Here is a 25832-nt window from a genome sequence, read left to right on the forward strand (position 1 = left end):
CCCCTTTTTTCGATCTTTTTAATCGTATGGCGATAAAACATTCATTACGCTGATATCTTCAGCAAAACGGGGCAAATTAGCCTTGTCAGGACACCAAATACTCTTCAGGCTGGACAAATAATCACCCTATAAGGAGCAGGATCATGTCAGTATCCCTACGTACATATAAGCTAAAGTCGCCACAATGTGGCCAACGCGTGATGGTTGATCCCGCTAGCGTGGTGGTAGGTGATGTTATTTTGGCCGATGACGTCAGTATCTGGCCACTCGTGGCGATCCGTGGCGATGTAAATCAGGTACGAATCGGTGCTCGCACCAATATTCAGGATGGCAGCGTACTGCACGTTACGCATAAGTCGGTCAGTAACCCAGCAGGTTTCCCCTTAGTGATTGGCGAGGAGGTTACGGTTGGGCATAAAGCCATGCTTCATGGCTGTACGATTGGCGATCGTGTCTTAGTTGGGATGGGAACGATCATTCTGGATGGCGTAATAGTAGAAGAAGATGTCATGATCGGTGCCGGTAGCCTGGTCCCCCCAGGTAAAACACTGGTCAGTGGCTACCTTTACTTAGGTAGCCCGGTAAAACAGATCCGCCCTCTTACTGCGGATGAATTAGAAGGGCTTCGCTACTCTGCTAATAACTATGTCGGCTGGAAGAATGACTATTTAGCAGAACCCAGCCAAACCCAGCCCTGATCATCAACATCGTCACGATGAATTGCTTGTTCGGCTTCTTCTTCCAAATCCCAACGGTTTAACGAAAAAAGCGTAACAGCTTCACCAGCCCCATAGCGCCGCTGCAGCTCAGCGGCGCTGATTGCACAATTCAGGATCAAACCATTCACCAATACCGGAAAGCAGACAGCATTTTGCTGGCTGTTCCACTCCTCACGATCGGGAAACTGAATTGACTGATTCAAGGCTGCATTGCCTGCTTGAGCTGTGTGATGACAGGGGTGACATCTGGCATCACGCCATGCCATAAATAGAAGGCCTGCGCAGCCTGACCCACCAGCATGCCTAAACCATCGGCCAACTGCTCTGCCCCATGATCTTCACACCATTTTAAGAATGGCGTGTAACCACTCTGGTAAAACATGTCATAGCAGCGGGTTTGCGGCTGAATCAACATCTCCGAAAGTGGCGGAACCTTACCTTCTACGCCACTTGAAGTGGCATTGATGATCAGATCAAAACGCTCACCATCCAGTTGCTCAAAAGTCCTCGCCTCAATTTTACCCTGTGCGCTGAACAGCTCAGCCAGTTCCGCAGCCCGTGACCAGGTACGATTCACAACGGTAATGTGCGTATTCTTTGCCATTAACGGCAAGATCACACCACGCGCGGCACCGCCAGCACCGATCAGTAAGATCCTGCCCCCTTCTTCGATCATATTCAGACGTTCGAGGTCGCTCAACAGACCAATACCATCCGTATTATCACCGTAAAGGCGGCCATCCGATTTCTTCTTCAGCGTATTCACCGCACCAGAGAGCGCAGCTCGATCGCTGAGCTCATCCGCCAGCTCCCACGCCTGCTGCTTGAAAGGCAGAGTGATGTTGGCTCCTTTGCCTTCTCCAGCAAAAAAGTCGCTGATAGATTCAGCAAAGCCATCAAGCGGTGCACATACGCTGCCATAGCGATGATCAATGCCCGTTTGCTGCGCGAAACACTGATGTATAAAAGGAGACTTACTGTGACTAATGGGGTGACCAAATACGGCAAAATTATCCATGAATTATCCCTGACGAATAAGCTGCCCGCTGATGACATCGCGGATTTCTGACGGATTATTCCGTCCACCAGTCTCACCATGCAGAACCGGGAAATGGGCACCAAACTGCTGCTGTACTTCTGCCACATTACGGCAGGGCTCAGCACCAGACAGGTTAGCACTAGTCGAAACCAACGGTTTACCAAACTCACGGCAAAGCGATTGCACCAAAGGATGATCAGTAACGCGAATCGCCAGTGAATCAAAACGCCCGCTGAGCCAGCGTGGCGTATGTGGAGGCACCGGCACAACCCAGGTGACGGGGCCAGGCCAGCTGGCAAGCATCTGCTCACGTTGAATGACAGATAATTCACGGTCAGAAATATAGGGCTCAAGCTGACTGTAATCTGCCGCGATCAAGATCAGACCTTTTTCTACCGGCCGCTGTTTAAGCGCCAGCAAAGCCATAACGGCTGATTCGCTATCGGGATCGCAGCCAAGGCCAAATACAGCCTCTGTAGGATAGGCAATCACAGTTTGCTGCCGCAGTTGATCAAGGCAGAATTCCAGTGAACCCGTGAGATGTGGGGTTTGCGTCATCTTATTTACTCTTCCTGAGCCACGACTTTGCCGCAGCTTTTACTGGCGCAACACACTTTGCTGCCTTGCGCGGTTTTCTTTTCGGTTAACAGAGGAAACTGGCAGTGTGGGCATGTGCCTTCAACTGGCTTGGTGTTCAGCGCAAACTGACAGGATGGGTAGCGGTCACATGCATGGAACGTTTTACCGAATCGTGAACGGCGCTGAACCAGTTTTCCAGATTGACACTGAGGGCAGGAAAGCGAGGTGGTGTCAGGCTTGTCGATTGTTTCAGTATAATCACATTCAGGATAGTGACTACACCCCACAAACATACCGAACCGGCCCTGTCGCAACACTTTCTCTGCACCGCAGGTCGGACAGAAGTGACCATCCAGAATTTTGATAATCTGGCTTTCACCCTGCGATTTTAGCGGACGAATGTAGTCACATTCAGGATAGTGACTGCACCCGAGAAATGGGCCGTGTTTACCCGAGCGGATCACTAAATCTGCCCCGCAAGCGGGGCAGGGATCCTGTTTTCGCACGTTAAAGAGTGCCGTTTTACTCATAACATTCTGCGTACAAGAGGAAGTTAGTGCAGCATACCTTCATTGACGTCAAATAACAGTTCTTCCATCTGCTGATAGGCATTTTCGCATCCGGGGATGTTAAACAGCACCATCAGCACCACCCACTTGAGATCTTCGAGATCGAAATCCAACGTATCCAGAGCCATCACTCTTTCAATGACCATTTCACGCGTTTCCAGACTCAATACCTGAATTTGCTCCAGGAAGAGAAGGAAACCACGGCATTCCGCATCCAGACGATGACTCTCTTCATCGGTGTAGATGCGCATCGAAAGCGGATCGTTGGTTAGTAGAATCGGAGCGACTAATCCGTCCTGATAATCTGCCAGTTTCTCTAACCAGTTCAACGCGTTGTAGATATCCTCACGATCAAACCCAGCATCGGTTAAATCGTCCGTCAGCTTATCCTGATCAACCCGCATTTCTGCTTCGTTGTGGATATAGGTCTCAAACAAGTACATTAGTACGTCGAACATGGCATGCCCTCCTCAATCGGACATAGCCGCCGGGTACAGCTGCGATCCATCCTGCTAACTCCAGCTCCAGCAATTGGGCTGCGATAGCTGGCACAGGTTGGCCGGCACGTTCAGCGACGACGTCAACAGGTGTAACCTCATCACCTACGTTAGCCAACACATCAGCAAATGGCAATGGTCCATCTTCATTGTCTGTTGAATATATTGTGTCCGCCTGTGCTGGGGCGAGCCAATGTAGTGCACTATGTAAATCTTCAATGATGTTATTAGGATGAGCAACCAGTAGCGCTCCTTGCTGAATAAGCCAGTGTGTTCCTTCACTGCCAGGGCTATTTAGCGAGCCGGGCAAAGCGTAGACATTCCGATTTTGTTCTAACGCTATCTTTGCGGTGACTAATGAACCACTGCGTAAAGATGCCTCAGCAACCAGTACGCCTAAGCTAAGCCCGCTAATAATGCGGTTACGGCGAGGGAAATTGTGGGCATGGGGTTGGGTGCGAAGAGGAAACTCTGAGACCAGCGCACCACCACCCGCCACAATCTCTTCCGCCAATCGGTTATGTCGTTGAGGATAGAGCTGTGTTAACCCACTTCCCAGGACAGCGATCGTTTTACCTTCAGCTTCCAGCACCGCACGATGCGCAACGCCATCAATCCCGCGTGCCAATCCGCTGGTTATGGTCAACCCGGCCAATGCTAGCTGTTGGCTGAACCATTGTGTCCAGTACTGACCATAGTGAGAACAGTTACGGCTGCCAACCACAGCCAGCTGCTCACTAGCTAACAGCGCGATAGAACCACGTACATAGAGGATGCGAGGCGCACGGCCAATTTCCAGCAGGCGGGGAGGATAATGCCTATCCAGCGGGGTGAGGATATGATGCGTTTTATCTTTCTCTAACCAGTGATGAACATACGCTATGTCTTCGGCGGGATAGCTAAAAAACTGCTCGGTTTGCAACGGTGTCAAACCTGCCGCAAGCAGACAGTCACGCTCGATGCTCTCCTGCTTCAGCAAACGATGTGCCAGCGTTGTCCAGACAGGATAACGCAGGTTCTTTATTGCTGATAACCGCAGCTTTAACTCCGTTCTGTCCATGACCGGCTCCTTATGCGCCCTATCCTTGGATGCTGTCAATCAAGCGGCAAAAAGTCTACACTATGTAGTAATAATCCCCCTTTAAACGAATACAGATCTGGATATTTATGTCAGTTTTGCAGGTATTACATTTCCCTGACGAGCGCCTTCGTAAAATCGCTGCGCCAGTAAAAGAAGTTAACGCTGAAGTTCAGCGCATCGTTGATGACATGTTTGAAACCATGTATGCCGAGGAAGGTATCGGTCTTGCTGCAACGCAGGTAGATATCCATCGTCGTATTATCGTGATCGACGTTTCAGAGAATCGCGAAGATCGTCTGGTGTTGATCAATCCTGAGTTGTTAGAGACTTCAGGTGAAACGGGCATTGAAGAGGGTTGCCTCTCTATTCCAGAACAGCGTGCATTTGTTCCTCGTGCTGAGAAAGTGAAAATCCGCGCCCTGGATCGTGAAGGCAACACCTATGAGCGCGAAGCCGATGGGCTGTTGGCAATCTGTATTCAGCATGAAATCGACCACCTTGATGGCAAGCTGTTTATTGATTACCTCTCGCCGTTGAAACGCCAGCGTATTAAACAGAAGCTGGAAAAACTGATGCGCCATAACGCGCGCAACTGATCCCTGCTGCTGAGGAACCTTCGTGGCTGCTCCATTAAAAATTATCTTCGCGGGCACACCGGATTTTGCTGCACGCCATCTGGATGCGTTACTAACGTCTGAGCATGAGATTGTCGGGGTGTTTACTCAGCCCGATCGCCCAGCTGGACGAGGTAACAAATTAACGGCCAGCCCGGTAAAAGTGCTCGCTGAATCACATCAGATCCCCGTTTTTCAGCCGAAATCTCTGCGTCCGGCAGAAAACCAGTCGCTGGTTAGCGCGCTAGAAGCGGATGTCATGGTGGTCGTGGCTTACGGTTTAATCCTGCCTAAAGCGGTACTGGAGATGCCACGCCTTGGCTGTATTAATGTGCATGGTTCATTATTGCCACGCTGGCGTGGGGCTGCACCAATCCAACGTTCATTGTGGGCGGGTGATAGTGAAACCGGTGTCACCATCATGCAAATGGATGTAGGACTCGATACCGGAGATATGTTGTTTAAACTCTCCTGCCCTATTCTTGCGGAAGATACCAGCGCCACGCTGTATGACAAACTGGCTCAACTGGGACCAGATGGGATGCTTAAAACGCTGGAGCAGTTGGCGAACGGCGTTGCTCGTCCTGAAGTTCAGGATGAAGCGCTGGCCAACTATGCGGAAAAGCTGAGTAAAGAAGAAGCACGCTTAGACTGGCAGCTTTCAGCAGTTCAGCTTGAACGTTGTATTCGTGCGTTTAACCCATGGCCAGTGAGCTATTTCCTGGTCGAGGATCAGCCGGTGAAAGTCTGGCAGGCTAGCGTTTTACCGCACCAGGCCAGAACGCCAGGTGAAATCGTCCAGGCAGATAAAGACGGCATTCAGGTTGCCACCGTTGATGGTGTTCTGAATCTGAAAACACTCCAGCCCGCAGGAAAGAAAGCCATGTCGGCGCAGGATCTGCTTAATTCTCGCCGCGAATGGTTTACTCCAGGAACCGTTCTGGCATGACCATAGCCCGGTTGATACCGGGCTTTTTTTAGTGACTTCCAAATGAATAAATCAACCAACCTGCGCAGCCTCTCTGCACAGCTCATTGAGCGTGTAGTCGATAAAGGTGAATCGCTGAGTACCGTACTCCCTACAGCGCAGAAAAAATTGTCGGATAAAGACAGCGCTCTCGTGCAAGAGATCTGCTTTGGCGTGATGCGTACACTGCCACAGCTTGAGGCTTTAATTGGCAAGCTGATGGAGCGACCGCTGAAAGGTAAGCAGCGTGTTTTGCACTATTTGATCATGGTCGGGCTTTACCAACTACTGTATACCCGTGTGCCTGCACACGCGGCCTTAGCAGAAACCGTCGCCGGGGCTGAAACCCTCAAACGTCAAAGCATGAAAGGGCTGCTGAATGGTGTGCTGCGACAGTTCCAGCGTCAGCAAGAAGCGCTGGTCGCTGAGGTTGATAAGGGCCCGCAGCGCCACTTATTCCCAGGATGGTTACTCAAGCGCCTCCAGCTTGCATGGCCAGATCAGTGGTCAGCGATCACCACAGCTAGCAACCAGCGCCCGCCAATGTGGCTTCGCGTGAATCGTCAGCATCATAACCGTGATGAGTGGCTCGCACTGCTGGCAGAAAGCGGCAAAAATGCCGTGCCCGATGCAGATGCACCGGATGCTCTACGGTTAGAGCAACCCGCAGCAGTCACTCAACTCCCCGGTTTTGAGCAAGGCTGGGTGACAGTGCAGGATGTATCGGCTCAGCGTTGTGCATTATGGCTTGAACCGCAGAATGGCGAATCTATCCTCGACTTATGCGCCGCACCTGGTGGAAAAACCACGCATATTTTAGAGATTGCACCGCAGGCGAAAGTCATGGCCGTGGATGTCGATAATCAGCGCCTGATGCGCGTTAAAGAGAACTTGCAGCGTCTGTCTATGCAGGCAGAAGTGCGTCAGGGAGATGGCCGCGATCCGCAAAGCTGGTGTGGTGATCAACAGTTTGACCGGATTTTACTTGATGCACCGTGCTCAGCAACAGGCGTAATTCGCCGTCATCCTGACATCAAATGGCTACGTCGGGACAGCGACATTGCCGAACTGGCAAATTTGCAGCGCGAAATTCTGCAAGCAGCATGGTCACGTTTGAAACCCGGCGGGACAATGCTCTATGCAACCTGTTCAATTTTGCCAGATGAAAACCATCAGCAAATTGCAAACTTCTTGCAGCTACAAGCCGATGCAGAAGCAGTGACATTACCTGGCGGTTCGATCCATGGTTTGCAGGTGTTCCCGGAAGCCGATGGCGGAGACGGATTCTTCTACGCTAAGCTTGTCAAAAAAGCGTCCTGATACGAGATAACTGACTCATGAAAATCATTATCCTGGGTGCTGGCCAGGTAGGCGGTACGCTGGCAGAGAATCTGGTGGGTGAAAATAACGATATTACCGTTGTCGATACCGATCCGACACGCCTGCGTCAGTTGCAGGATAAGTATGATCTTCGGGTGATCACCGGGCATGGTTCTCATCCGCGCATATTGCGTGAAGCAGGTGCGGATGATGCCGATATGCTGGTTGCGGTCACCAGCTCTGATGAAACCAATATGGTTGCCTGTCAGATTGCCTACTCTCTATTCAACACACCGAACCGTATTGCCCGTATTCGTGCAGCTGATTACCTGCGAGATGCGGAGAAACTCTTCACTACTGATGCCATTCCGATTGATCATCTGATTTCTCCCGAGCAGTTGGTCATCGACAGCATCTACCGGCTGATCCAGTATCCAGGCGCGTTGCAGGTCGTCAATTTCGCGGAAGGTAAAGTCAGCCTTGCCGTAGTAAAAGCCTATTACGGCGGCCCTCTGGTTGGTAACCCGCTCTCAATTTTACGTGAGCATATGCCACATGTTGATACGCGTGTAGCGGCGATTTTTCGCCAGGATCGCCCCATTCGTCCGCAAGGTTCAACCATTATTGAAGCTGGCGATGAGGTGTTCTTTATTGCGGCCACACAGAATATCCGCGCTGTGATGAGTGAAATGCAGCGACTAGAGAAACCCTATAAGCGCATTATGCTGGTGGGCGGTGGGAATATCGGCTTTGGTTTGGCACAGCAACTGGAGAAGCACTACAGCGTTAAACTTATTGAACGTAATCAACAGCGTGCGACCGAGCTAGCCGAGCAGCTTCAGGATACCATCGTCTTTTATGGTGATGCCTCCGATCAGGAACTGCTGGCAGAAGAACATATTGAGCAGATCGATCTGTTTATTGCTGTGACCAATGATGACGAAGCCAACATTATGTCAGCGATGCTGGCCAAAAAAATGGGGGCGAAGAAAGCTATGGTGCTGATTCAGCGTCGTGCCTATGTTGATTTAGTGCAGGGTAGCGTCATCGATATCGCAATCTCACCGCAACAAGCAACGATTTCCGCGCTGTTAGGCCATGTACGCAAAGCAGATATTGTCGGCGTTTCATCATTACGTCGCGGTATTGCCGAAGCCATTGAAGCCATCGCACACGGAGATGAAACCACTTCTCGCGTAGTAGGTCGTCTGATTGATGATATTAAACTACCACCAGGCACGTTAATTGGTGCAGTGGTGCGCGGTGATGACGTAATGATCGCCAATGAGAATCTGCGTATTGAGCAAGGTGATCATGTCATCATGTTCCTGACAGACAAGAAGTTCGTTTCTGATGTGGAACGTCTGTTCCAGCCAAGCCCATTCTTCTTGTAAATTCTGAAGAGAACTGAAAGATCACCATAAGTGATAGTTCAACTTAATCTACTGGTTACATGGCATTTAGCGTCAGGTTTGTTAGACTTTAAAAGCATTCGCCATGGCAAGGAGATAAGGATGAGTTTATTCAAAGAGTTTCGTGATTTCGCTATGCGTGGAAACGTTGTAGACCTCGCGGTTGGTGTAATCATTGGTGCCGCATTTGGTAAGATCGTTTCATCGTTGGTTGCCAATATCATTATGCCACCATTAGGTTTACTGATTGGTGGAGTTGATTTTAAGCAGTTCAGTTGGGTACTAAAACCAGCGGAAGGTGCCACACCTGCCGTAGTGATGGAGTACGGCGTTTTCATTCAGACTATCTTTGATTTTGTCATCGTAGCTTTCGCGATTTTCATCGCGATTAAACTCATGAACAAACTCTACAAGAAAAAAGAAGTTGAAAAGCCGGCTGCTGCACCGACTAACGAAGAGTTACTGTTGACTGAAATTCGTGACCTCTTGAAACAGCAGAACAATAAGATTTAATCACGTCTCTGAAAGCAGAAAGCCAGTGGTAAACGTCTTGCTTACCACTGGCCTCCCAGTTTCCTCTTTTTCCGTGTTTCTCTTTACGCTGATAACTTCCTTTACCTTTCTTCTTTTGTTCAATCCGTTGCCTGAACAGTGGGTCGTGGAGTAAAGCTTCTAGCGCGTTGTCGTTTATCTGACCTTTGCGGTGCTGGTAATTGCTCATGTTTTTCTCCTGATTAAAAACAGGTCAACTATAGAACTTTCCAAACGTTTTTCAAGCGGTGAATCTGAAGAAAACCTCTTTTTGTATGCAGGGATCACGGCTGATCCTTGGTTAAGCGATCGCGCAGTGAATCACCATAGTGACCGTAGAGAAAATCGGTATTCACCCCTGCTTGCTGCAATCTGAGTTCCAGCATCGCTAAATGTTTACGATGAGACTCTCTGGCTTGATCCTCAGGATCTAGCTGGTTGATAAGATCCCTGACTTCCAGTGCTTCTTTACGTAACGCCAGTTCCGGGGGAAGAAAGCCAGCATTTTTCAGTAACCGATATCCAGTACGCAATTCAGCCGGAACCTGGCTGTCATCGTCGAGAATCAGCGGAGCACCTTCACCGGGCAAATTACTGAGTTCACCTTTTTCCTGTGCCGCGCGTATATGTTGTTCAGCTAACTGATCAATAAGCCACATAACACCTCCGATAATGTCTAAGCATAGCGCGCCTCGAATCGCAGGCAATAAAAAACCCGCCGAAGCGGGTTCTTTACGTTGCTACAGATTACTCTGCAACAGCTTCTGCTTGAGCTTCTGGACGATCAACCAGCTCGATGTATGCCATCGGAGCGTTGTCACCAGCGCGGAAGCCACACTTCAGAATGCGAGTGTAACCACCAGCACGGCTCGCGAAACGCGGGCCCAGCTCGTTAAACAGTTTTGCCACGATCTCGTTATCACGAGTACGGGCGAATGCCAGACGACGATTTGCAACGCTGTCGGTCTTAGCAAGTGTAATCAGCGGCTCAACTACGCGACGCAGCTCTTTAGCTTTCGGCAGGGTCGTCTTGATGATCTCATGACGAACCAGGGAGCCAGCCATGTTGCGGAACATAGCCTGACGATGGCTGCTGTTACGGTTCAGTTGACGACCACTCTTACGATGGCGCATGACCTTATCCTTCTCAGTGAAACCTTAACCTGTGATCCGGTTATTCATCAGCAATGCTTGCCGGCGGCCAGTTCTCAAGGCGCATGCCCAGAGAAAGACCACGTGAGGCCAGCACGTCTTTAATCTCGGTAAGAGATTTTTTACCCAGGTTAGGCGTTTTAAGCAGCTCAACCTCGGTACGCTGTACCAGATCACCGATGTAGTGGATAGCTTCTGCCTTCAGGCAGTTAGCAGAGCGGACAGTCAATTCCAGATCGTCAACAGGGCGCAGCAAGATCGGATCGAATTCTGGTTTCTCTTCTTTCACTTCCGGCTGACGTACATCACGTAAATCAACGAAAGCTTCCAGTTGTTCTGCCAGGATGGTTGCCGCACGACGAATCGCCTCTTCAGGATCGATTGTACCGTTGGTTTCCATTTCGATGACCAGCTTGTCCAAATCGGTGCGCTGTTCGACACGAGCTGCTTCAACATTGTAGGCGATACGGTCTACAGGGCTGTAGCAAGCGTCAACTAACAGACGGCCAATTGGGCGCTCATCTTCTTCCGAATGAATTCGGGCAGAAGCCGGCACATAACCACGACCACGCTGAACTTTGATGCGCATATTTACAGATGCGTTTTCATCGGTCAGATGGCAGATAACGTGCTGCGGCTTGACGATTTCGACATCACCATCATGGGTAATGTCGGCTGCAGTCACAGGGCCAATGCCAGATTTATTCAGGGTCAGAATGACTTCATCCTTACCATGAACTCTTACCGCCAGCCCTTTCAGGTTGAGCAGGATCTCCAGGATATCTTCCTGTACACCTTCTTTGGTGCTGTACTCATGGAGTACACCATCAATCTCAACCTCGGTCACCGCGCAACCCGGCATGGAAGAAAGCAGAATACGGCGCAGTGCGTTACCAAGAGTATGGCCAAAGCCACGCTCTAAAGGCTCAAGGGTCACCTTGGCGTGCGTCGAACTGACTTGCTCGATATCTACCAGGCGCGGTTTTAGAAACTCTGTCACAGAACCCTGCATTGTGTCCTCTCTTTAAACTCAAGCCTTACTTGGAGTAAAGCTCGACGATCAGGTGTTCGTTAATGTCGGCTGACAGATCAGTACGTTCAGGTTTACGCTTGAACACACCTTCCATCTTAGTCGCATCAACTTCCAGCCAGGTTGGCTTTTCACGCTGTTCAGCCAGCTCCAGAGCGGCCTTCACGCGAGCTTGCTTTTTGGCTTTCTCACGGATGCTTACAACATCGTTCGGAGATACCTGATAAGAAGCGATGTTAACAACGCGACCGTTCACCAGAATTGACTTATGGCTTACCAGCTGACGTGATTCAGCACGGGTAGCACCAAAGCCCATACGATAAACTACGTTATCCAGACGGCCTTCCAGCAGAGCTAACAGGTTTTCACCGGTGTTGCCTTTCAGACGTGCTGCTTCTTTGTAGTAGTTGCGGAACTGACGTTCCAGCACGCCGTAGATACGACGAACTTTTTGTTTTTCACGCAACTGACCGCCGTAGTCAGACAGACGCGGTTTACGCGCACCATGCTGGCCAGGGGCTTGTTCAATTTTACACTTGGAATCGATCGCGCGAACGCCAGACTTAAGGAATAAGTCGGTGCCCTCACGACGGCTCAGCTTGAGCTTAGGACCCAAATATCTTGCCATTTTCTTTCTCCACTATCCTAAAAAACGGGGCGTTATACGCGACGTTTTTTCGGCGGACGACAACCGTTATGAGGGATAGGAGTCACATCAGTAATGTTAGTGATGCGGAAACCTGCTGCGTTCAGAGCACGAATAGTTGATTCGCGACCTGGACCCGGCCCTTTAACCATAACTTCCAGGTTCTTAATACCGTAATCTTTTACCGCTTCTGCACAGCGCTCTGCAGCAACCTGAGCAGCGAATGGAGTAGATTTACGTGAACCGCGGAAACCGGAACCACCGGCGGTTGCCCAACCCAGTGCGTTACCCTGACGATCAGTAATGGTAACGATGGTGTTGTTAAAAGACGCATGGACATGAGCCACGCCGTCTGAGACTTGTTTTCTTACACGCTTACGTGCACGAACTGGTGCCTTTGCCATTATTTACTCACCCCGATTATTTCTTGATCGGTTTACGCGGACCCTTACGGGTACGTGCGTTGGTCTTGGTACGCTGACCGCGAACCGGCAGACCACGACGATGGCGCAAACCACGGTAGCAACCAAGGTCCATAAGACGCTTGATGCTCAGGGTGATTTCACGGCGCAGATCACCTTCAACAACGAATTTCGCAACTGCTTCACGCAGCTGTTCAATTTGTTCTTCAGACAGCTCACTGATCTTAACATCTTCAGCAATACCCGTTGAAGCGCAGATGGCTTTAGAACGAGTCTTGCCGATACCGAAGATCGAAGTTAATGCGATAACGGTATGTTTCTGATCAGGAATGTTAATGCCTGCTATACGGGCCACTATGCACTCCTATTATTTAACAAGTACGTACCATGCTGAAAAGCCCGTTTTCAGGATACTCAAATGGACACGTACTGACATACAAAAGATTGGCTGGCTAATCTAGCCAGCTCAACCCGACTTTGCAAGAAAAATATGCGACTAAATCAGCCTTGGCGCTGTTTATGCTTAGGCTCGGCACTGCAGATCACACGTACGACACCGTCGCGACGGATGATTTTGCAGTTACGACATAATTTCTTGACGGAAGCACGAACTTTCATTTTTACTCTCCGTAACTTCTCAAGCGCCTGAATTAACGGCCGTAGCCTTTCAGGTTTGCTTTCTTCAATGCAGACTCGTACTGACTTGACATCATCAAAGTTTGCACTTGAGCCATAAAGTCCATGATGACAACCACTACGATGAGCAGTGAAGTACCGCCAAAGTAGAAGGGAACCTTCATGGCATCACGCATGAACTCCGGGATCAGGCAGATAAAGGTAATATACAGCGCACCGATTAAGGTTAAACGCGTCATTACTTTATCGATATACTTCGCCGTTTGCTCTCCCGGACGAATTCCCGGTACGAATGCACCAGACTTCTTCAGGTTATCTGCTGTTTCACGCGGGTTGAAAACCAACGCCGTGTAGAAGAAACAGAAGAAGATGATCGCAGTCGCATAGAGTAGCACATAAAGCGGCTGTCCTGGCTGCAAATACAGCGAAATAGTTGTCAGCCAGTTCCAACCGGTACCGCCCCCGAACCAGGATGCTATCGTCGCCGGGAACAGAATTATACTGGAGGCGAAGATTGCTGGGATAACCCCGGCCATGTTCACTTTCAGCGGCAAATGTGTGCTCTGTGCAGCGTAAACACGACGACCTTGCTGACGCTTAGCGTAGTTCACCACAATGCGGCGTTGACCACGTTCTACGTAAACAACGAAGAAGGTTACTGCAAATACGAGAACTGCAACCAACAGTAACACGAGGAAGTTCAGGTCGCCTTGCCGCGCTTGCTCGATGGTATGGCCAATGGCCGGCGGCAGACCCGCAACAATACCCGCGAAGATAATGATCGAGATACCGTTACCGATACCACGTTCAGTAATCTGTTCGCCCAGCCACATCAGGAACATTGTCCCGGTAACCAGACTCACAACAGCGGTAAAGTAGAAAGCAAAGCCCGGATTAATTACCAGGCCCTGCATTCCAGGCATATTCGGTAAGCCGGTAGCGATACCGACAGACTGAAAAATACCTAATACCAGCGTGCCGTAACGGGTGTACTGGCTAATCTTGCGACGGCCAGCCTCCCCTTCTTTCTTGATCTCTGCCAAGGCGGGGTGAACCACCGTAAGCAGCTGGATAATAATCGATGCCGAAATGTACGGCATGATACCCAGAGCAAAAATAGAAGCACGACTGAGTGCACCACCAGAGAACATGTTAAACATTTCAATGATGGTGCCCTGCTGTTGTTCAAGCAGTTTGGCAAGTACAGTGGCATCGATACCAGGGATTGGAATAAAAGAGCCAATTCGGAAGACAATCAGTGCACCGATCACAAACAGCAGTCTGCGCTTCAGTTCACCAAATCCACCTTTGGCACTTTGAAAATCTAATCCTGGTTGCTTTGCCATCTGCTACTTATTCCTCAATTTTACCGCCAGCAGCTTCGATTGCAGCACGAGCACCTTTGGTGACACGCAGGCCGCGAATCGTTACCGGTGCAGTAACTTCACCAGACAGAATCACTTTAACGAATTCGATCTGAACACCAACAATGTTGGCAGCTTTCAGTGAATTCAGGTCAACGATACCGCCTTCAATTTTCGCCAGATCAGACAGACGCACTTCAGTGGTCACGAATGATTTGCGAGAAGTGAAACCGAACTTCGGCAGACGACGGTACAGAGGCATCTGACCACCCTCGAAACCGCGACGTACGCCACCGCCAGAACGAGAGTTCTGACCTTTGTGACCACGACCACCGGTTTTACCGAGGCCAGAACCGATACCACGACCCAGACGTTTACCCGCCTGCTTCGAGCCTTCAGCCGGAGACAGAGTATTTAAACGCATCTCTTACTCCTCCACTTTAACCATGTAGTAAACTGCGTTAACCATACCGCGCACTGCTGGCGTGTCTTCACGCTCAACGGTATGACCAATACGACGCAGACCCAGGCCAACCAGTGTGGCTTTATGCTTAGGCAGACGGCCGATTGAACTGCGGGTTTGAGTAATTTTAATAGTCTTAGCCATGGTGATTACCCCGTAATATCTTCAACGGATTTACCACGCTTGGCAGCGACCATTTCTGGAGAATTCATGTTGCCCAGGCCATCGATAGTTGCACGAACCACGTTAATCGGGTTAGTAGAACCATACGCTTTAGCCAGTACGTTATGAACTCCAGCGACTTCCAGAACGGCGCGCATTGCACCACCGGCGATGATACCGGTACCTTCAGAAGCCGGCTGCATGAATACACGAGAACCCGTGTGAGCACCTTTAACAGGGTGCTGCAGGGTGCCGTGATTCAGCGCGACATTAATCATGTTGCGACGGGCTTTTTCCATCGCTTTCTGGATCGCTGCTGGAACTTCACGCGCTTTACCGTAACCAAAACCTACGCGGCCATTACCATCACCCACCACAGTAAGTGCTGTGAAGGAGAAGATACGACCACCTTTAACAGTTTTAGATACACGGTTTACCGCGATCAGTTTTTCCTGCAGTTCGCCAGCTTGTTTCTCGATGTGTGACATCTTAGACCTCTACCTTAGAACTGAAGGCCAGCTTCACGGGCAGCATCTGCCAGTGCCTGGACACGACCATGATATTGGAACCCGGAACGGTCGAAAGAAACATTAGTAATGCCTTTCTCGACAGCGCGCTCAGCCAGAGCTTTACCTACAGCTGCAGCAGCGTCTTTGTTACCGGTGTACTTCAGTTGTTCAGCGATAGCTTTTTCTAGAGTAGAAGCAGCAGCCAGAACTTCAGAACCGTTCGGGGCGATCACCTGTGCGTAAATGTGACGCGGGGTACGATGTACCACCAGGCGAGTAGCACCCAGCTCTTTGAGCTTGCGACGTGCACGGGTCGCACGACGGATACGAGCAGATTTCTTATCCATAGTGTTACCTTACTTCTTCTTAGCCTCTTTGATACGCACGACTTCGTCGGCGTAACGAACACCCTTGCCTTTGTAAGGCTCAGGACGACGGTAGGCGCGCAGATCTGCTGCAACCTGACCAACCACCTGCTTATCAGCGCCTTTCAGCACGATTTCAGTCTGGGTTGGGCATTCAGCAGTGATGCCGGCCGGCAGCGCGTGGTCAACAGGGTGAGAGAAGCCCAGGGCCAAACTCACAGAGTTGCCTTTTACTGCTGCACGATAACCAACACCAACCAGCTGCAGCTTCTTAGTGAAGCCTTCGGTAACACCGATAACCATTGAGTTAACCAGCGCACGAGCGGTACCGGCCTGAGCCCAACCATCCGCGCGGCCTTCACGTGGACCAAAGGTCACAACGTTATCAGCTACGGTTACAACAACGGCATCATTGATAGTACGAGTCAGCTCGCCGTTTTTACCTTTAGTCGAAATTACCTGACCGTTGAGTTTTACCTCTACGCCGGCAGGAACAACGACAGGTGCTTTAGCAACACGAGACATGTTTTTCCTCCGATTACGCTACGTAGCAGATAATTTCGCCACCAAGGCCAGCCTGGCGTGCGGCACGATCAGTCATAACACCTTTAGATGTAGAAACTACAGCGATGCCCAGACCAGCCATTACTTTTGGCAGCTCATCTTTTTTCTTATAGATGCGCAGACCTGGACGGCTAACACGCTGAATGCTTTCTACAACAGCCTTGCCCTGGAAATACTTAAGTGTCAGTTCCAGTTCAGACTTGATGTCACCATCAACTTTAAATTCTTCAATATAACCTTCTTCTTTCAGAACGTTGGCAATTGCCACTTTCAGCTTAGAGGAAGGCATGGTGACCGCAACTTTGTTCGCGGCCTGACCGTTACGGATACGGGTCAGCATATCCGCGATCGGATCTTGCATGCTCATCTGTCTTTACTCCCGTGATTCTATTGGTAATTACCAGCTAGCCTTTTTCAAGCCAGGTACTTCACCGCGCATGGCGGCTTCACGCAACTTGATACGGCTCAACCCGAATTTGCCCACATAACCATGTGGACGGCCAGTTTGGCGGCAGCGGTTACGCTGACGAGACGGGCTGGAATCACGCGGCAGAGTTTGCAGCTTGAGAACAGCATTCCAACGATCTTCGTCGGATGAGTTCACACTTGAAATGATAGCTTTCAGTTCCTCACGTTTAGCGCGGTACTTATCAGCCAGTTTCACGCGAGTGACTTCGCGTGCTTTCATTGATTGCTTAGCCATCAGTAACCCTGCCTTACTTGCGGAACGGGAAGTTAAAAGCAGCCAACAGTGCGCGGCCTTCATCATCAGATTTCGCAGTAGTGGTAATGGTAATATCCAAACCACGAACACGATCGACTTTATCGTAGTCGATTTCTGGGAAGATGATCTGCTCACGAACACCCATGCTGTAGTTTCCACGGCCGTCGAAAGACTTAGCGGACAAGCCACGGAAGTCACGGATACGTGGAACAGCAATAGTGATCAGACGCTCAAAGAACTCCCACATGCGTTCGCCACGCAGAGTTACTTTACAGCCGATCGGATAGCCCTGACGGATTTTGAAGCCTGCAACTGATTTGCGTGCTTTGGTGACCAGCGGTTTTTGACCGGAGATTGCTGCCAGGTCTGCTGCTGCGTTTTCCAGCAGTTTCTTGTCAGCGATCGCTTCACCAACACCCATGTTCAGGGTGATCTTCTCGACCCGAGGGACTTGCATGACAGAATTGTAGCCAAACTCTGTCATGAGTTTCTGGACTACTTCGTCTTTGTAGTAATCATGCAGTTTCGCCATCGTACTACTCCAAATTACTTGATAGTTTCGCTGTTAGACTTGAAGAAACGGACTTTTTTGCCGTCTTCGAATCTAAAGCCTACACGGTCAGCCTTGCCGGTTGCCGCATTGAAGATTGCAACGTTAGAAACCTGAATTGCAGCTTCTTTCTCAACGATGCCACCTGGTTGGTTCAGAGCCGGAACCGGCTTCTGATGTTTCTTCACCAGGTTAATGCCTTCAACGATAACTTTGCCAGAAGACAGAACATTCTTTACTTTACCGCGCTTACCTTTGTCTTTACCGGTAAGAACAATAATTTCGTCATTACGACGGATTTTCGCTGCCATTGCTCGCTCCTTAGAGTACTTCTGGTGCCAGAGAGATAATTTTCATGAACTTTTCAGTACGAAGTTCACGAGTTACCGGCCCAAAAATACGCGTACCGATAGGCTGCTCGCTGTTATTGTTTAAAATAACGCATGCATTACCATCGAAGCGAATGACAGAACCGTCCGGGCGACGAACACCCTTCCTGGTGCGCACCACTACCGCCTTCAGGACATCACCTTTCTTAACTTTACCACGTGGAATTGCTTCCTTGATGGTAACTTTAATGATGTCGCCGACGCCTGCGTAGCGACGGTGCGAGCCACCCAGAACCTTGATACACATTACGCGACGTGCACCGGAGTTGTCGGCGACGTTCAGCATAGTCTGTTCTTGGATCATTTTAGTGCTCCGCTAATGTCAACTACTACTTCGGGACCCAAAACCTCAGGTCGTTAAAAAGCCCAAATTTGAGGGCGCGGCATTATAACACCGGTTCTCGCATATGGGTAGAAAAAATGAACGGCTCAGAAGAGCCGTTCATTCTGTTTTTTCAGAGCGCTGATTCTATTACAGAACCGCTTTCTCTACAACGCGAACCAGAGCCCAAGACTTAGTCTTAGATACTGGACGGGTTTCGCGGATTTCTACCACGTCACCAATCCCACACTCATTGTTCTCGTCATGGATGTGCAGCTTAGTCGTACGCTTGATGAATTTACCGTAGATCGGATGCTTCACAACACGTTCGATAGCAACAACTGCAGATTTCTGCATTTTGTCACTAACAACACGACCCTGCAGAGTACGGATTTTATCGGTCATTACGCCGCCTTCTCAGTCAGTAAAGTCTTAACACGTGCAACATCACGACGCACCTGTTTCAGCAGATGGGTCTGCTGCAGCTGGCCAGATGCTGCCTGCATGCGCAGGTTAAACTGCTCACGCAGCAGGTTCAGCAGCTCAGCGTTCAGCTCTTCAACGCTTTTTTCACGCAGCTCAGTTGCTTTCATTACATCACCGTCTTAGTTACAAAGGTGGTTTTGATAGGCAGTTTTGCTGCTGCCAGCTTGAATGCCTCACGGGCCAGCTCTTCTGATACGCCGTCCATTTCATACAGGACTTTACCAGGCTGGATCAGGGCAACCCAATACTCCACGTTACCCTTACCTTTACCCATACGGACTTCCAGCGGCTTCTCGGTGATCGGTTTGTCCGGGAATACACGGATCCAGATCTTACCTTGACGCTTAACTGCACGGGTCATAGCACGACGTGCTGCTTCAATCTGACGTGCAGTCAGACGACCACGGCCAACAGCTTTCAGACCGAAAGTACCGAAGCTAACATCCGTACCCTGCGCCAGACCACGGTTGCGGCCTTTGTGCACTTTACGGAATTTCGTACGCTTTGGTTGTAACATCGCGACTCTCCTTACTTACGGCCTTTACGCTGCTGCTTTTTAGGTTGAGCAGCCGGTTCCGGTTGTTCAACAGCAGCCATACCACCCAGGATCTCGCCTTTGAAGATCCATACCTTAACGCCGATTACACCATAAGTGGTGTGCGCTTCAGAGGTGTTGTAGTCAATGTCAGCACGCAGAGTGTGCAATGGCACGCGACCTTCACGGTACCATTCGGTACGTGCGATCTCGGCACCGCCCAGACGGCCACTAACTTCAACTTTAATACCCTTCGCGCCCAGACGCATTGCGTTCTGTACAGCACGCTTCATAGCACGACGGAACATCACACGACGCTCCAGCTGTGAAGTGATGCTGTCAGCAACCAATTTAGCGTCCAGTTCCGGCTTACGGACTTCGGCGATGTTGATCTGCGCAGGTACGCCAGCGATGTTCGCTACGACTGCACGCAGTTTTTCTACGTCTTCACCTTTCTTACCGATAACGATACCAGGGCGAGCGGTGTGAATGGTCACACGGATGCTCTTAGCTGGACGCTCGATAACGATGCGTGAAACTGACGCTTTAGCCAGTTCTTTGTTCAAGAACTGACGTACTTTAAAATCGCTGTCCAGGTTGTCAGCGAATTCATTGGTGTTCGCAAACCAGGTTGAATTCCATGGTTTTACAATACCCAGGCGAATACCATTAGGATGTACTTTCTGACCCATTGCTAGTCTCCAGAGTCTCAGCGATCGGACACAACCACAGTAATGTGGCTGGTGCGCTTCAGGATGCGATCTGCACGACCTTTAGCACGCGGCATAATGCGCTTCATGCTCGGGCCTGCGTCGACGAAGATTTTCGCGACTTTCAGATCGTCGATGTCTGCGCCATCGTTGTGCTCGGCGTTAGCAATGGCAGATTCCAGAACTTTCTTGACCAACACAGCAGCTTTCTTGTTGGTGTAGGTCAGAATTTCCAGTGCCTGCGACACTTTCTTACCGCGAACCAGATCCGCTACCAGACGTACCTTCTGAGCAGAAGAACGAGCGTGGCGATGTTTAGCGATAGTTTCCATCTCTTCCTCCTGTCTTAGCGTTTCTTAGCTTTCTTATCTGCAGCATGGCCGCGATAAGTACGAGTCGGTGCAAATTCACCCAGTTTGTGGCCGACCATTTCGTCGGAAACAAACACAGGAACGTGCTGACGACCATTATGGACAGCGATGGTCAAACCGATCATGTTAGGGAAGATCGTTGAACGACGGGACCAAGTGCGCAAAGGCTTCTTGTCTCCGCTTTCCACCGCTTTCTCTACCTTCTTCAGCAAGTGCAGGTCAATAAAAGGACCTTTCTTGAGAGAACGTGGCATGGCTTATCCTCTAATATTATTTGCTACGGCGACGTACGATAAACTTATCAGTACGCTTGTTGCTACGGGTCTTCTTACCTTTGGTCTGAACGCCCCACGGAGTTACCGGGTGCTTACCAAAGTTACGACCTTCACCACCACCGTGCGGGTGATCGACTGGGTTCATCGCAGTACCGCGAACGGTAGGACGAACACCACGCCAACGAGTTGCACCAGCTTTACCCAGAACGCGCAGCATGTGCTCAGCGTTGCCGACTTCACCCAGGGTTGCGCGGCAGTCAGCTTCGACTTTACGCATTTCACCTGAACGCAGACGCAGGGTAACGTAAGAACCGTCACGCGCAACGATCTGCACGTAAGCACCAGCTGAGCGAGCAATCTGACCGCCTTTGCCTGGTTTCATTTCTACGTTATGCACGGTAGAACCCACTGGGATGTTACGCATCGGCAGGGTGTTACCTGCTTTGATCGCAGCATCAACGCCAGACTGAATCTGGTCGCCAGCTTTCAGGCCTTTAGGGGCCAGGATATAACGGCGCTCACCGTCTTTGTACAGAACCAGTGCGATGTTCGCAGAACGGTTCGGATCGTACTCAAGACGTTCAACAACTGCCGGGATACCATCTTTGTTGCGTTTGAAGTCAACAATACGGTAAGCCTGCTTGTGACCACCACCGATGTGACGAGTGGTGATGCGACCGTTGTTGTTGCGGCCACCGGATTTGCTGTTTTTTTCCAGCAACGGAGCAAAAGGTTTGCCCTTGTGCAGCTCAGGGTTCACCACTTTAACTACGTGACGACGACCCGGAGATGTCGGTTTACATTTAACAACTGCCATTGTCTCTCTCCTCCGACTTACTCAGCGCCGCCGACGAAGTCCAGGTTCTGGCCTTCTTTCAGGGTGACGTAAGCTTTTTTCCAGTCGCTACGACGACCGATACGCTGTCCGTGACGCTTAACTTTACCCTTAACGACCAGGGTGTTTACGTCTTTAACTTCAACTTCGAACAGTTTCTCAACAGCAGCAACGATCTCTGCTTTGGTCGCGTCTTTTGCAACTTTGAGAACGATGGTGTTAGTTTTTTCCATCGCTGTAGATGCTTTTTCAGATACGTGCGGCGCGCGCAGTACTTTCAGCAGACGTTCTTCACGGATCATGCCAGCATCTCCTCAACTTGCTTAACTGCTTCAGCAGTCATAACGACTTTGTCGAAGGCGATCAGGCTAACTGGATCGATGCCTGCTGCATCACGCACGTCAACCTTGTACAGGTTACGAGCAGCCAGGAACAGATTCTCATCCAGTTCACCGGTGATGATCAGCACGTCTTCCAGAGCCATGTCTTTCAGTTTCTGTGCCAGCAGCTTAGTTTTAGGCGCTTCTACAGAGAACGACTCGACAACGATCAGACGATCTTGACGTACCAGTTCGGACAGGATGCTTTTCAGCGCGCCGCGGTACATCTTTTTGTTAACTTTTTGACTGTGGTCCTGTGGACGAGCAGCGAAGGTCACGCCACCTGAACGCCAGATCGGGCTCTTTGCAGAACCTGAACGCGCACGGCCGGTACCTTTCTGGCGCCATGGCTTTTTGCCTGAACCAGTTACTTCAGCACGAGTTTTCTGCGCACGAGTACCCTGACGAGCACCAGCGGCATAAGCAACAACAACCTGGTGAACCAGCGCTTCGTTGAAATCACGACCGAAGGTAGTTTCGGAAACAGTCAGCGCGCTCTGCGCGTCTTTCAGTACTAATTCCATTGCTATCCCCTTACGCCTTCACAGCTGGTTTAACAATCAGGTCACTGCCGGTTGCACCCGGGACAGCACCTTTGACCAGCAGCAGGTTGCGCTCAGCGTCAACACGTACTACGTCCAGGCTCTGAACGGTTACGCGCTCATTACCCAGCTGACCTGCCATTTTCTTGCCTTTGAACACTTTGCCCGGAGTCTGGTTCTGACCGATAGAACCCGGAACGCGGTGTGACAAGGAGTTACCGTGAGTAGCGTCCTGGGTACGGAAGTTCCAGCGCTTAACGGTACCTGCGAAACCTTTACCTTTAGAGGTACCGGTAACGTCTACTTTTTTAACGTCAGCGAAAATTTCAACACTGATGCTCTGGCCAACGGTGAATTCTGCATCAGTGCGGAATTCCCACAGACCACGGCCAGCTTCAACGCCAGCTTTAGCAAAGTGACCTGCTTCCGGCTTGCTCACACGGTTTGCTTTTTTAGCACCGGTGGTAACCTGGATAGCCTGGTAACCGTCGTTTTCCAGGCCTTTGACCTGAGTAACGCGGTTTGCTTCAACTTCGATTACGGTTACTGGGATTGAAACGCCATCTTCAGTGAAGATGCGAGTCATGCCCACTTTTTTACCGACTAAACCAATCATTGTTTCAACCTCTCAATCGCTCGATGACCTGATTAACCCAGGCTGATCTGCACGTCAACACCGGCAGCCAGATCCAGACGCATCAGAGCATCAACGGTTTTTTCAGTTGGCTCAACGATGTCAATCAGACGCTTGTGAGTGCGGATTTCATACTGGTCACGCGCGTCTTTGTTGACGTGCGGGGAGATCAGTACAGTAAAACGCTCTTTGCGGGTAGGCAGTGGGATTGGACCTACTACCTGCGCACCAGTGCGCTTTGCAGTCTCAACGATTTCCGCAGTTGATTGATCGATCAGACGATGATCAAACGCTTTGAGACGGATACGGATTCTTTGGTTCTTCATGAGACCAGAGCTCCAAACTTTTTATAAACGAAAAGAATTACTACCCGCATCCATTACGATTGATGGAGGAGTGTAATCGTTCAGCATATAACCCCCCAATCGGGAGTATTGTAGGCCGATGCAATATCTGCATCGCCTGCGATTCTGCTCGAATCGCGCCTGACAATATCAGCAGGCCCGCGCATTATACGTAAATCTGCTCAGGAAGCAACCCATGACTGCGATTTTAACGTAGGGAAAAGGTCGCGCCGGTTCACAAACCGGTGAAATTATCAGCAAACCTCAAACATAGCCTGCGCAGCAGGCCGCAGAGTGCAAAACTGCATCATGACAGTAAGCCATCCTCACGGTTAGCCTGCGCTGCATGCTTCCTGATGAGTGCTTATTATGCTTCTGATTATCGACATCATACTGCTAATTACCGGTGCTGCTTTTGGCAGCTTTATCATGCTGGCCAGCTCGCGTTACTCCCCTTCTTTATCCCCTGATCACTGGCTTTACACCGTCAGTTTACCGGCTTCACGCTGCGATGATTGCCAACAGGTATTACGCTGGTTTGAGCTCGTGCCGGTGATGAGCTGGTTATGCCTGGCTGGACGCTGCCGTTATTGCTGCCAGAAAATCCCAGTTGTCCTACCCCTGACCGAGATTTTCTGCGCATTGTTGTTTGTCTCCTTGCCAGCTCTGGGCTTTCAACCACACGCGATTGCGCTGCTCATTGTCGCCAGCGCACTGCTTCTACTCCTGAGCCGGATAGATTTACGCTGGCAATTGCTCCCTGATGTTCTCACCTACCCCCTGCTCTGGCTTGGGTTGGTCTTTTCTCTACTCTCTTCCGATCTCCCCTCCCCTACTTCCGCTATCCTTGGGGCACTCGTGGGTTATCTTTCGCTATGGCTTATTGCCCGGTTTTATCGGCTTATCCGCGGGGTTCATGGTCTGGGCTATGGAGATATGAAGTTGTTTGCCGCTCTGGGAGCATGGAATGGAGTGGAAGACTTGGGGCTGATTGCGGTAATCGCCGCAGTAGGCGCTTTGCTGGGCCAGTGCACATCTCTACTGGCAGGACGAAAATGCAACCATTATAGCCCGCAACCTTTTGGCCCCTGGCTTGCGGTTGCAGGCTCGATAACGTTCTTCTGGCAACAGCTGGTTACTCCTCTTCCCTGATTTGCGCCTGGAGATAGTTCTGAATGCCCATTTTTTCGATCAGCTCCAGTTCCGTCTCTAACCAGTCGATATGGCCTTCTTCTTCAGCCAGGATTTCAATCATCATGTCACGGCTGACATAGTCGTGGACTTTATCAGCGTGGGCGATCGCATCACGCAAATCCTTTGCCCCTTCCAGCTCTAGCTTCAAATCTGAGCTCAGCATTTCCGGTACATCTTCACCAATGCGTAAGCGCCCAATGTCTTGTAAGTTTGGAATGCCTTCGAGAAACAAAATGCGCTCAATGTACTTATCTGCGTGCTTCATTTCATCGATGGATTCATGGTATTCGACATCGTTAAGGCGTTTCAGCCCCCAGTTCTTGAACATGCGTGCATGCAGGAAGTACTGGTTGATAGCCACCAGCTCATTCCCGAGCAACTTGTTCAGATGACCCACTATTTTAACATCACCTTTCATTTTGCTTCCTCCGCTTCCAGATGATCAAATCGTAGATGCGGATAAAAAGAAGTCAAAAAAACATGACAAATTTTGTGGTTATTGCGGCAGTCAGGCTATCTCTTTATAGAGCGGCGCATCTTGTAATTCGTCTTCCATGATTTCTCGTGCAAAGCGCACGCACTTGCCACACTGCTTGCCAATGGGCACCAGTTGGCGCAGATGCTGGATAGTTTTTGGCTGGTAACGACGAACAACTTCGCGGAGGGATTTTTCACTTACTGCGTGGCACAGACAGACGTACATTTACTGCTTACCTCAGTACAATTAATGATCAAATTGTAGATGAGAATGGTTTACATTTCAATCCTGGTAATTGTAGGGTTATCGTCTTGCGGCTTTTCAAAACTCCAAAAAAAAGAGAGCACCGAAGTGCTCTCTTTTCAGCTCAGATGGCAGCTTACACCGCCATCCGGTTAACGCAATTAAGCGATAACTGAAGC

Annotated in this window: 45 protein-coding genes; 7 read left to right on the top strand and 38 right to left on the bottom strand. The window is 50.2% G+C overall.

Translation table 11 applies throughout. From position 1 onward, the window contains the following. Positions 1–143: 143 nt before the first annotated feature. Positions 144–698 carry a gamma carbonic anhydrase family protein gene (locus tag B880_RS0102590; RefSeq protein ID WP_026042388.1) on the top strand — a complete coding sequence of 185 codons (555 nt, stop codon included), beginning with the start codon at positions 144–146 and terminating at the stop codon, positions 696–698. On the opposite strand, the gene B880_RS0102595 is transcribed toward B880_RS0102590, so the two are convergent. Genes B880_RS0102595 through dprA form a run of 6 tightly spaced genes read right to left on the bottom strand, consistent with a single transcriptional unit; the run spans position 665 to position 4463 of the window. Continuing rightward, positions 665–922, bottom strand: a complete 258-nt coding sequence (locus B880_RS0102595; RefSeq protein ID WP_017345825.1) for a DUF1488 domain-containing protein — start codon at positions 920–922, stop codon at positions 665–667. The two genes, B880_RS0102590 and B880_RS0102595, sit on opposite strands and share 34 nt — an antisense overlap. After that, positions 919–1737, bottom strand: coding sequence for a shikimate dehydrogenase (gene aroE / locus B880_RS0102600; protein WP_017345826.1), 819 nt, complete (start codon positions 1735–1737; stop codon positions 919–921). Before aroE ends, B880_RS0102595 begins: the two co-directional genes overlap by 4 nt. A 3-nt stretch (positions 1738–1740) precedes the next feature. Continuing rightward, positions 1741–2316: an L-threonylcarbamoyladenylate synthase type 1 TsaC gene (tsaC, locus tag B880_RS0102605; protein ID WP_017345827.1), complete on the bottom strand. Its 576-nt coding sequence runs from the start codon at positions 2314–2316 to the stop codon at positions 1741–1743. A 5-nt stretch (positions 2317–2321) separates the two neighbouring features. Continuing rightward, positions 2322–2867, bottom strand: coding sequence for a DNA topoisomerase family protein (locus B880_RS0102610; RefSeq protein WP_017345828.1), 546 nt, complete (start codon positions 2865–2867; stop codon positions 2322–2324). A gap of 23 nt (positions 2868–2890) precedes the next feature. Continuing rightward, a complete protein-coding gene (gene smg / locus B880_RS0102615; RefSeq protein WP_026042389.1) occupies positions 2891–3364 on the bottom strand; it encodes a DUF494 family protein Smg in 474 nt (157 codons plus the stop codon). After that, entirely contained in the window at positions 3336–4463 is a 1128-nt protein-coding gene (gene dprA / locus B880_RS0102620) for a DNA-protecting protein DprA (RefSeq protein ID WP_017345830.1), read from the bottom strand. The genes smg and dprA overlap by 29 nt, the downstream gene beginning before the upstream one ends. Positions 4464–4570: 107 nt before the next feature. Between dprA and def the strand changes: the two genes are divergently transcribed. The 5 genes from def (at position 4571) to mscL (ending at position 9310) form a co-directional block, all read left to right on the top strand. Continuing rightward, on the top strand, positions 4571–5080 hold the full coding sequence (gene def / locus B880_RS0102625) for a peptide deformylase (protein WP_017345831.1): 510 nt from the start codon (positions 4571–4573) through the stop codon (positions 5078–5080). Positions 5081–5102: 22 nt separating this feature from the next. After that, positions 5103–6047: a methionyl-tRNA formyltransferase gene (fmt, locus tag B880_RS0102630; protein ID WP_017345832.1), complete on the top strand. Its 945-nt coding sequence runs from the start codon at positions 5103–5105 to the stop codon at positions 6045–6047. Positions 6048–6089: 42 nt separating this feature from the next. Continuing rightward, the gene (rsmB, locus tag B880_RS0102635) at positions 6090–7385 is read left to right on the top strand and encodes a 16S rRNA (cytosine(967)-C(5))-methyltransferase RsmB (protein WP_017345833.1); all 1296 of its coding nucleotides are present in this window, start codon (positions 6090–6092) and stop codon (positions 7383–7385) included. A 17-nt stretch (positions 7386–7402) separates the two neighbouring features. Next, entirely contained in the window at positions 7403–8779 is a 1377-nt protein-coding gene (trkA, locus tag B880_RS0102640) for a Trk system potassium transporter TrkA (protein WP_017345834.1), read from the top strand. 120 nt (positions 8780–8899) lie between these two features. Beyond that, positions 8900–9310: a large-conductance mechanosensitive channel protein MscL gene (gene mscL, locus B880_RS0102645; protein ID WP_017345835.1), complete on the top strand. Its 411-nt coding sequence runs from the start codon at positions 8900–8902 to the stop codon at positions 9308–9310. Here the strand turns inward: mscL and B880_RS25840 are convergent. The 30 genes from B880_RS25840 to rpsJ form a co-directional block, all read right to left on the bottom strand. Further along, positions 9246–9518: an alternative ribosome-rescue factor A gene (locus B880_RS25840; RefSeq protein ID WP_071524365.1), complete on the bottom strand. Its 273-nt coding sequence runs from the start codon at positions 9516–9518 to the stop codon at positions 9246–9248. The two genes, mscL and B880_RS25840, sit on opposite strands and share 65 nt — an antisense overlap. A 94-nt stretch (positions 9519–9612) precedes the next feature. Beyond that, the gene (locus B880_RS0102650) at positions 9613–9987 is read right to left on the bottom strand and encodes a DUF1992 domain-containing protein (protein WP_017345836.1); all 375 of its coding nucleotides are present in this window, start codon (positions 9985–9987) and stop codon (positions 9613–9615) included. Positions 9988–10075: 88 nt separating this feature from the next. Beyond that, positions 10076–10462 carry a 50S ribosomal protein L17 gene (gene rplQ, locus B880_RS0102655; RefSeq protein WP_004160560.1) on the bottom strand — a complete coding sequence of 129 codons (387 nt, stop codon included), beginning with the start codon at positions 10460–10462 and terminating at the stop codon, positions 10076–10078. Positions 10463–10502: 40 nt separating this feature from the next. Further along, on the bottom strand, positions 10503–11492 hold the full coding sequence (locus tag B880_RS0102660; RefSeq protein ID WP_017345837.1) for a DNA-directed RNA polymerase subunit alpha: 990 nt from the start codon (positions 11490–11492) through the stop codon (positions 10503–10505). A 25-nt stretch (positions 11493–11517) separates the two neighbouring features. Further along, positions 11518–12138 (bottom strand): 30S ribosomal protein S4, encoded by a 621-nt coding sequence (gene rpsD, locus B880_RS0102665; RefSeq protein ID WP_017345838.1) that lies wholly within the window; start codon positions 12136–12138, stop codon positions 11518–11520. A 32-nt stretch (positions 12139–12170) separates the two neighbouring features. Then, positions 12171–12560, bottom strand: a complete 390-nt coding sequence (rpsK, locus tag B880_RS0102670; RefSeq protein WP_004160563.1) for a 30S ribosomal protein S11 — start codon at positions 12558–12560, stop codon at positions 12171–12173. 16 nt (positions 12561–12576) lie between these two features. After that, positions 12577–12933 carry a 30S ribosomal protein S13 gene (gene rpsM, locus B880_RS0102675; protein ID WP_017345839.1) on the bottom strand — a complete coding sequence of 119 codons (357 nt, stop codon included), beginning with the start codon at positions 12931–12933 and terminating at the stop codon, positions 12577–12579. Between the two features lie 146 nt (positions 12934–13079). After that, positions 13080–13196 carry a 50S ribosomal protein L36 gene (rpmJ, locus tag B880_RS0102680; RefSeq protein WP_004160566.1) on the bottom strand — a complete coding sequence of 39 codons (117 nt, stop codon included), beginning with the start codon at positions 13194–13196 and terminating at the stop codon, positions 13080–13082. Between the two features lie 32 nt (positions 13197–13228). Then, positions 13229–14560, bottom strand: a complete 1332-nt coding sequence (secY, locus tag B880_RS0102685; RefSeq protein WP_017345840.1) for a preprotein translocase subunit SecY — start codon at positions 14558–14560, stop codon at positions 13229–13231. A gap of 7 nt (positions 14561–14567) precedes the next feature. After that, positions 14568–15002, bottom strand: a complete 435-nt coding sequence (gene rplO, locus B880_RS0102690; RefSeq protein WP_017345841.1) for a 50S ribosomal protein L15 — start codon at positions 15000–15002, stop codon at positions 14568–14570. A gap of 3 nt (positions 15003–15005) precedes the next feature. After that, positions 15006–15185, bottom strand: a complete 180-nt coding sequence (rpmD, locus tag B880_RS0102695) for a 50S ribosomal protein L30 (protein WP_017345842.1) — start codon at positions 15183–15185, stop codon at positions 15006–15008. Positions 15186–15190: 5 nt separating this feature from the next. Further along, positions 15191–15691, bottom strand: a complete 501-nt coding sequence (gene rpsE, locus B880_RS0102700; RefSeq protein ID WP_017345843.1) for a 30S ribosomal protein S5 — start codon at positions 15689–15691, stop codon at positions 15191–15193. Between the two features lie 14 nt (positions 15692–15705). Continuing rightward, positions 15706–16059 (bottom strand): 50S ribosomal protein L18, encoded by a 354-nt coding sequence (gene rplR, locus B880_RS26335; protein WP_017345844.1) that lies wholly within the window; start codon positions 16057–16059, stop codon positions 15706–15708. A 9-nt stretch (positions 16060–16068) separates the two neighbouring features. Further along, positions 16069–16602: a 50S ribosomal protein L6 gene (gene rplF / locus B880_RS26340; protein WP_017345845.1), complete on the bottom strand. Its 534-nt coding sequence runs from the start codon at positions 16600–16602 to the stop codon at positions 16069–16071. A 13-nt stretch (positions 16603–16615) separates the two neighbouring features. Beyond that, positions 16616–17008 (bottom strand): 30S ribosomal protein S8, encoded by a 393-nt coding sequence (gene rpsH, locus B880_RS0102715; protein ID WP_017345846.1) that lies wholly within the window; start codon positions 17006–17008, stop codon positions 16616–16618. Between the two features lie 30 nt (positions 17009–17038). After that, complete coding sequence (gene rpsN, locus B880_RS0102720; protein ID WP_017345847.1) at positions 17039–17344, bottom strand: 30S ribosomal protein S14; 306 nt, start codon at positions 17342–17344, stop codon at positions 17039–17041. A 13-nt stretch (positions 17345–17357) separates the two neighbouring features. Continuing rightward, positions 17358–17897 carry a 50S ribosomal protein L5 gene (gene rplE, locus B880_RS0102725; protein WP_017345848.1) on the bottom strand — a complete coding sequence of 180 codons (540 nt, stop codon included), beginning with the start codon at positions 17895–17897 and terminating at the stop codon, positions 17358–17360. A 14-nt stretch (positions 17898–17911) separates the two neighbouring features. Further along, a complete protein-coding gene (gene rplX, locus B880_RS0102730; protein ID WP_017345849.1) occupies positions 17912–18226 on the bottom strand; it encodes a 50S ribosomal protein L24 in 315 nt (104 codons plus the stop codon). Between the two features lie 10 nt (positions 18227–18236). Beyond that, entirely contained in the window at positions 18237–18608 is a 372-nt protein-coding gene (gene rplN, locus B880_RS0102735; RefSeq protein ID WP_006120590.1) for a 50S ribosomal protein L14, read from the bottom strand. 168 nt (positions 18609–18776) lie between these two features. Next, positions 18777–19031 carry a 30S ribosomal protein S17 gene (rpsQ, locus tag B880_RS0102740; protein ID WP_017345850.1) on the bottom strand — a complete coding sequence of 85 codons (255 nt, stop codon included), beginning with the start codon at positions 19029–19031 and terminating at the stop codon, positions 18777–18779. Continuing rightward, positions 19031–19219 (bottom strand): 50S ribosomal protein L29, encoded by a 189-nt coding sequence (gene rpmC / locus B880_RS0102745; RefSeq protein ID WP_017345851.1) that lies wholly within the window; start codon positions 19217–19219, stop codon positions 19031–19033. Before rpmC ends, rpsQ begins: the two co-directional genes overlap by 1 nt. Then, a complete protein-coding gene (gene rplP / locus B880_RS0102750) occupies positions 19219–19629 on the bottom strand; it encodes a 50S ribosomal protein L16 (RefSeq protein WP_015962145.1) in 411 nt (136 codons plus the stop codon). The genes rpmC and rplP overlap by 1 nt, the downstream gene beginning before the upstream one ends. An 11-nt stretch (positions 19630–19640) precedes the next feature. Beyond that, entirely contained in the window at positions 19641–20339 is a 699-nt protein-coding gene (rpsC, locus tag B880_RS0102755) for a 30S ribosomal protein S3 (RefSeq protein ID WP_017345852.1), read from the bottom strand. 17 nt (positions 20340–20356) lie between these two features. Then, on the bottom strand, positions 20357–20689 hold the full coding sequence (gene rplV, locus B880_RS0102760) for a 50S ribosomal protein L22 (protein ID WP_017345853.1): 333 nt from the start codon (positions 20687–20689) through the stop codon (positions 20357–20359). 14 nt (positions 20690–20703) lie between these two features. Next, positions 20704–20982: a 30S ribosomal protein S19 gene (gene rpsS, locus B880_RS0102765; RefSeq protein WP_004929772.1), complete on the bottom strand. Its 279-nt coding sequence runs from the start codon at positions 20980–20982 to the stop codon at positions 20704–20706. 16 nt (positions 20983–20998) lie between these two features. Next, on the bottom strand, positions 20999–21820 hold the full coding sequence (gene rplB, locus B880_RS0102770) for a 50S ribosomal protein L2 (RefSeq protein ID WP_017345854.1): 822 nt from the start codon (positions 21818–21820) through the stop codon (positions 20999–21001). 17 nt (positions 21821–21837) lie between these two features. Next, entirely contained in the window at positions 21838–22140 is a 303-nt protein-coding gene (rplW, locus tag B880_RS0102775) for a 50S ribosomal protein L23 (protein WP_010618574.1), read from the bottom strand. Continuing rightward, positions 22137–22742 (bottom strand): 50S ribosomal protein L4, encoded by a 606-nt coding sequence (gene rplD, locus B880_RS0102780; protein ID WP_017345855.1) that lies wholly within the window; start codon positions 22740–22742, stop codon positions 22137–22139. Before rplD ends, rplW begins: the two co-directional genes overlap by 4 nt. A 10-nt stretch (positions 22743–22752) precedes the next feature. After that, on the bottom strand, positions 22753–23376 hold the full coding sequence (rplC, locus tag B880_RS0102785; RefSeq protein WP_017345856.1) for a 50S ribosomal protein L3: 624 nt from the start codon (positions 23374–23376) through the stop codon (positions 22753–22755). 32 nt (positions 23377–23408) lie between these two features. Then, positions 23409–23720, bottom strand: coding sequence for a 30S ribosomal protein S10 (gene rpsJ, locus B880_RS0102790; RefSeq protein WP_017345857.1), 312 nt, complete (start codon positions 23718–23720; stop codon positions 23409–23411). 387 nt (positions 23721–24107) lie between these two features. Here rpsJ and B880_RS0102795 point away from each other — a divergent pair, with 387 nt between their 5' ends. Beyond that, complete coding sequence (locus B880_RS0102795) at positions 24108–24890, top strand: prepilin peptidase (RefSeq protein ID WP_017345858.1); 783 nt, start codon at positions 24108–24110, stop codon at positions 24888–24890. Here the strand turns inward: B880_RS0102795 and bfr are convergent. Continuing rightward, positions 24874–25350, bottom strand: a complete 477-nt coding sequence (bfr, locus tag B880_RS0102800; RefSeq protein WP_017345859.1) for a bacterioferritin — start codon at positions 25348–25350, stop codon at positions 24874–24876. The two genes, B880_RS0102795 and bfr, sit on opposite strands and share 17 nt — an antisense overlap. A gap of 90 nt (positions 25351–25440) precedes the next feature. Continuing rightward, complete coding sequence (gene bfd / locus B880_RS0102805; protein WP_017345860.1) at positions 25441–25635, bottom strand: bacterioferritin-associated ferredoxin; 195 nt, start codon at positions 25633–25635, stop codon at positions 25441–25443. Positions 25636–25832 lie beyond the last annotated feature (197 nt).

This window comes from Pantoea sp. A4 (assembly GCF_000295955.2).
In the GTDB taxonomy this organism is placed as follows: domain Bacteria; phylum Pseudomonadota; class Gammaproteobacteria; order Enterobacterales; family Enterobacteriaceae; genus Pantoea; species Pantoea multigeneris.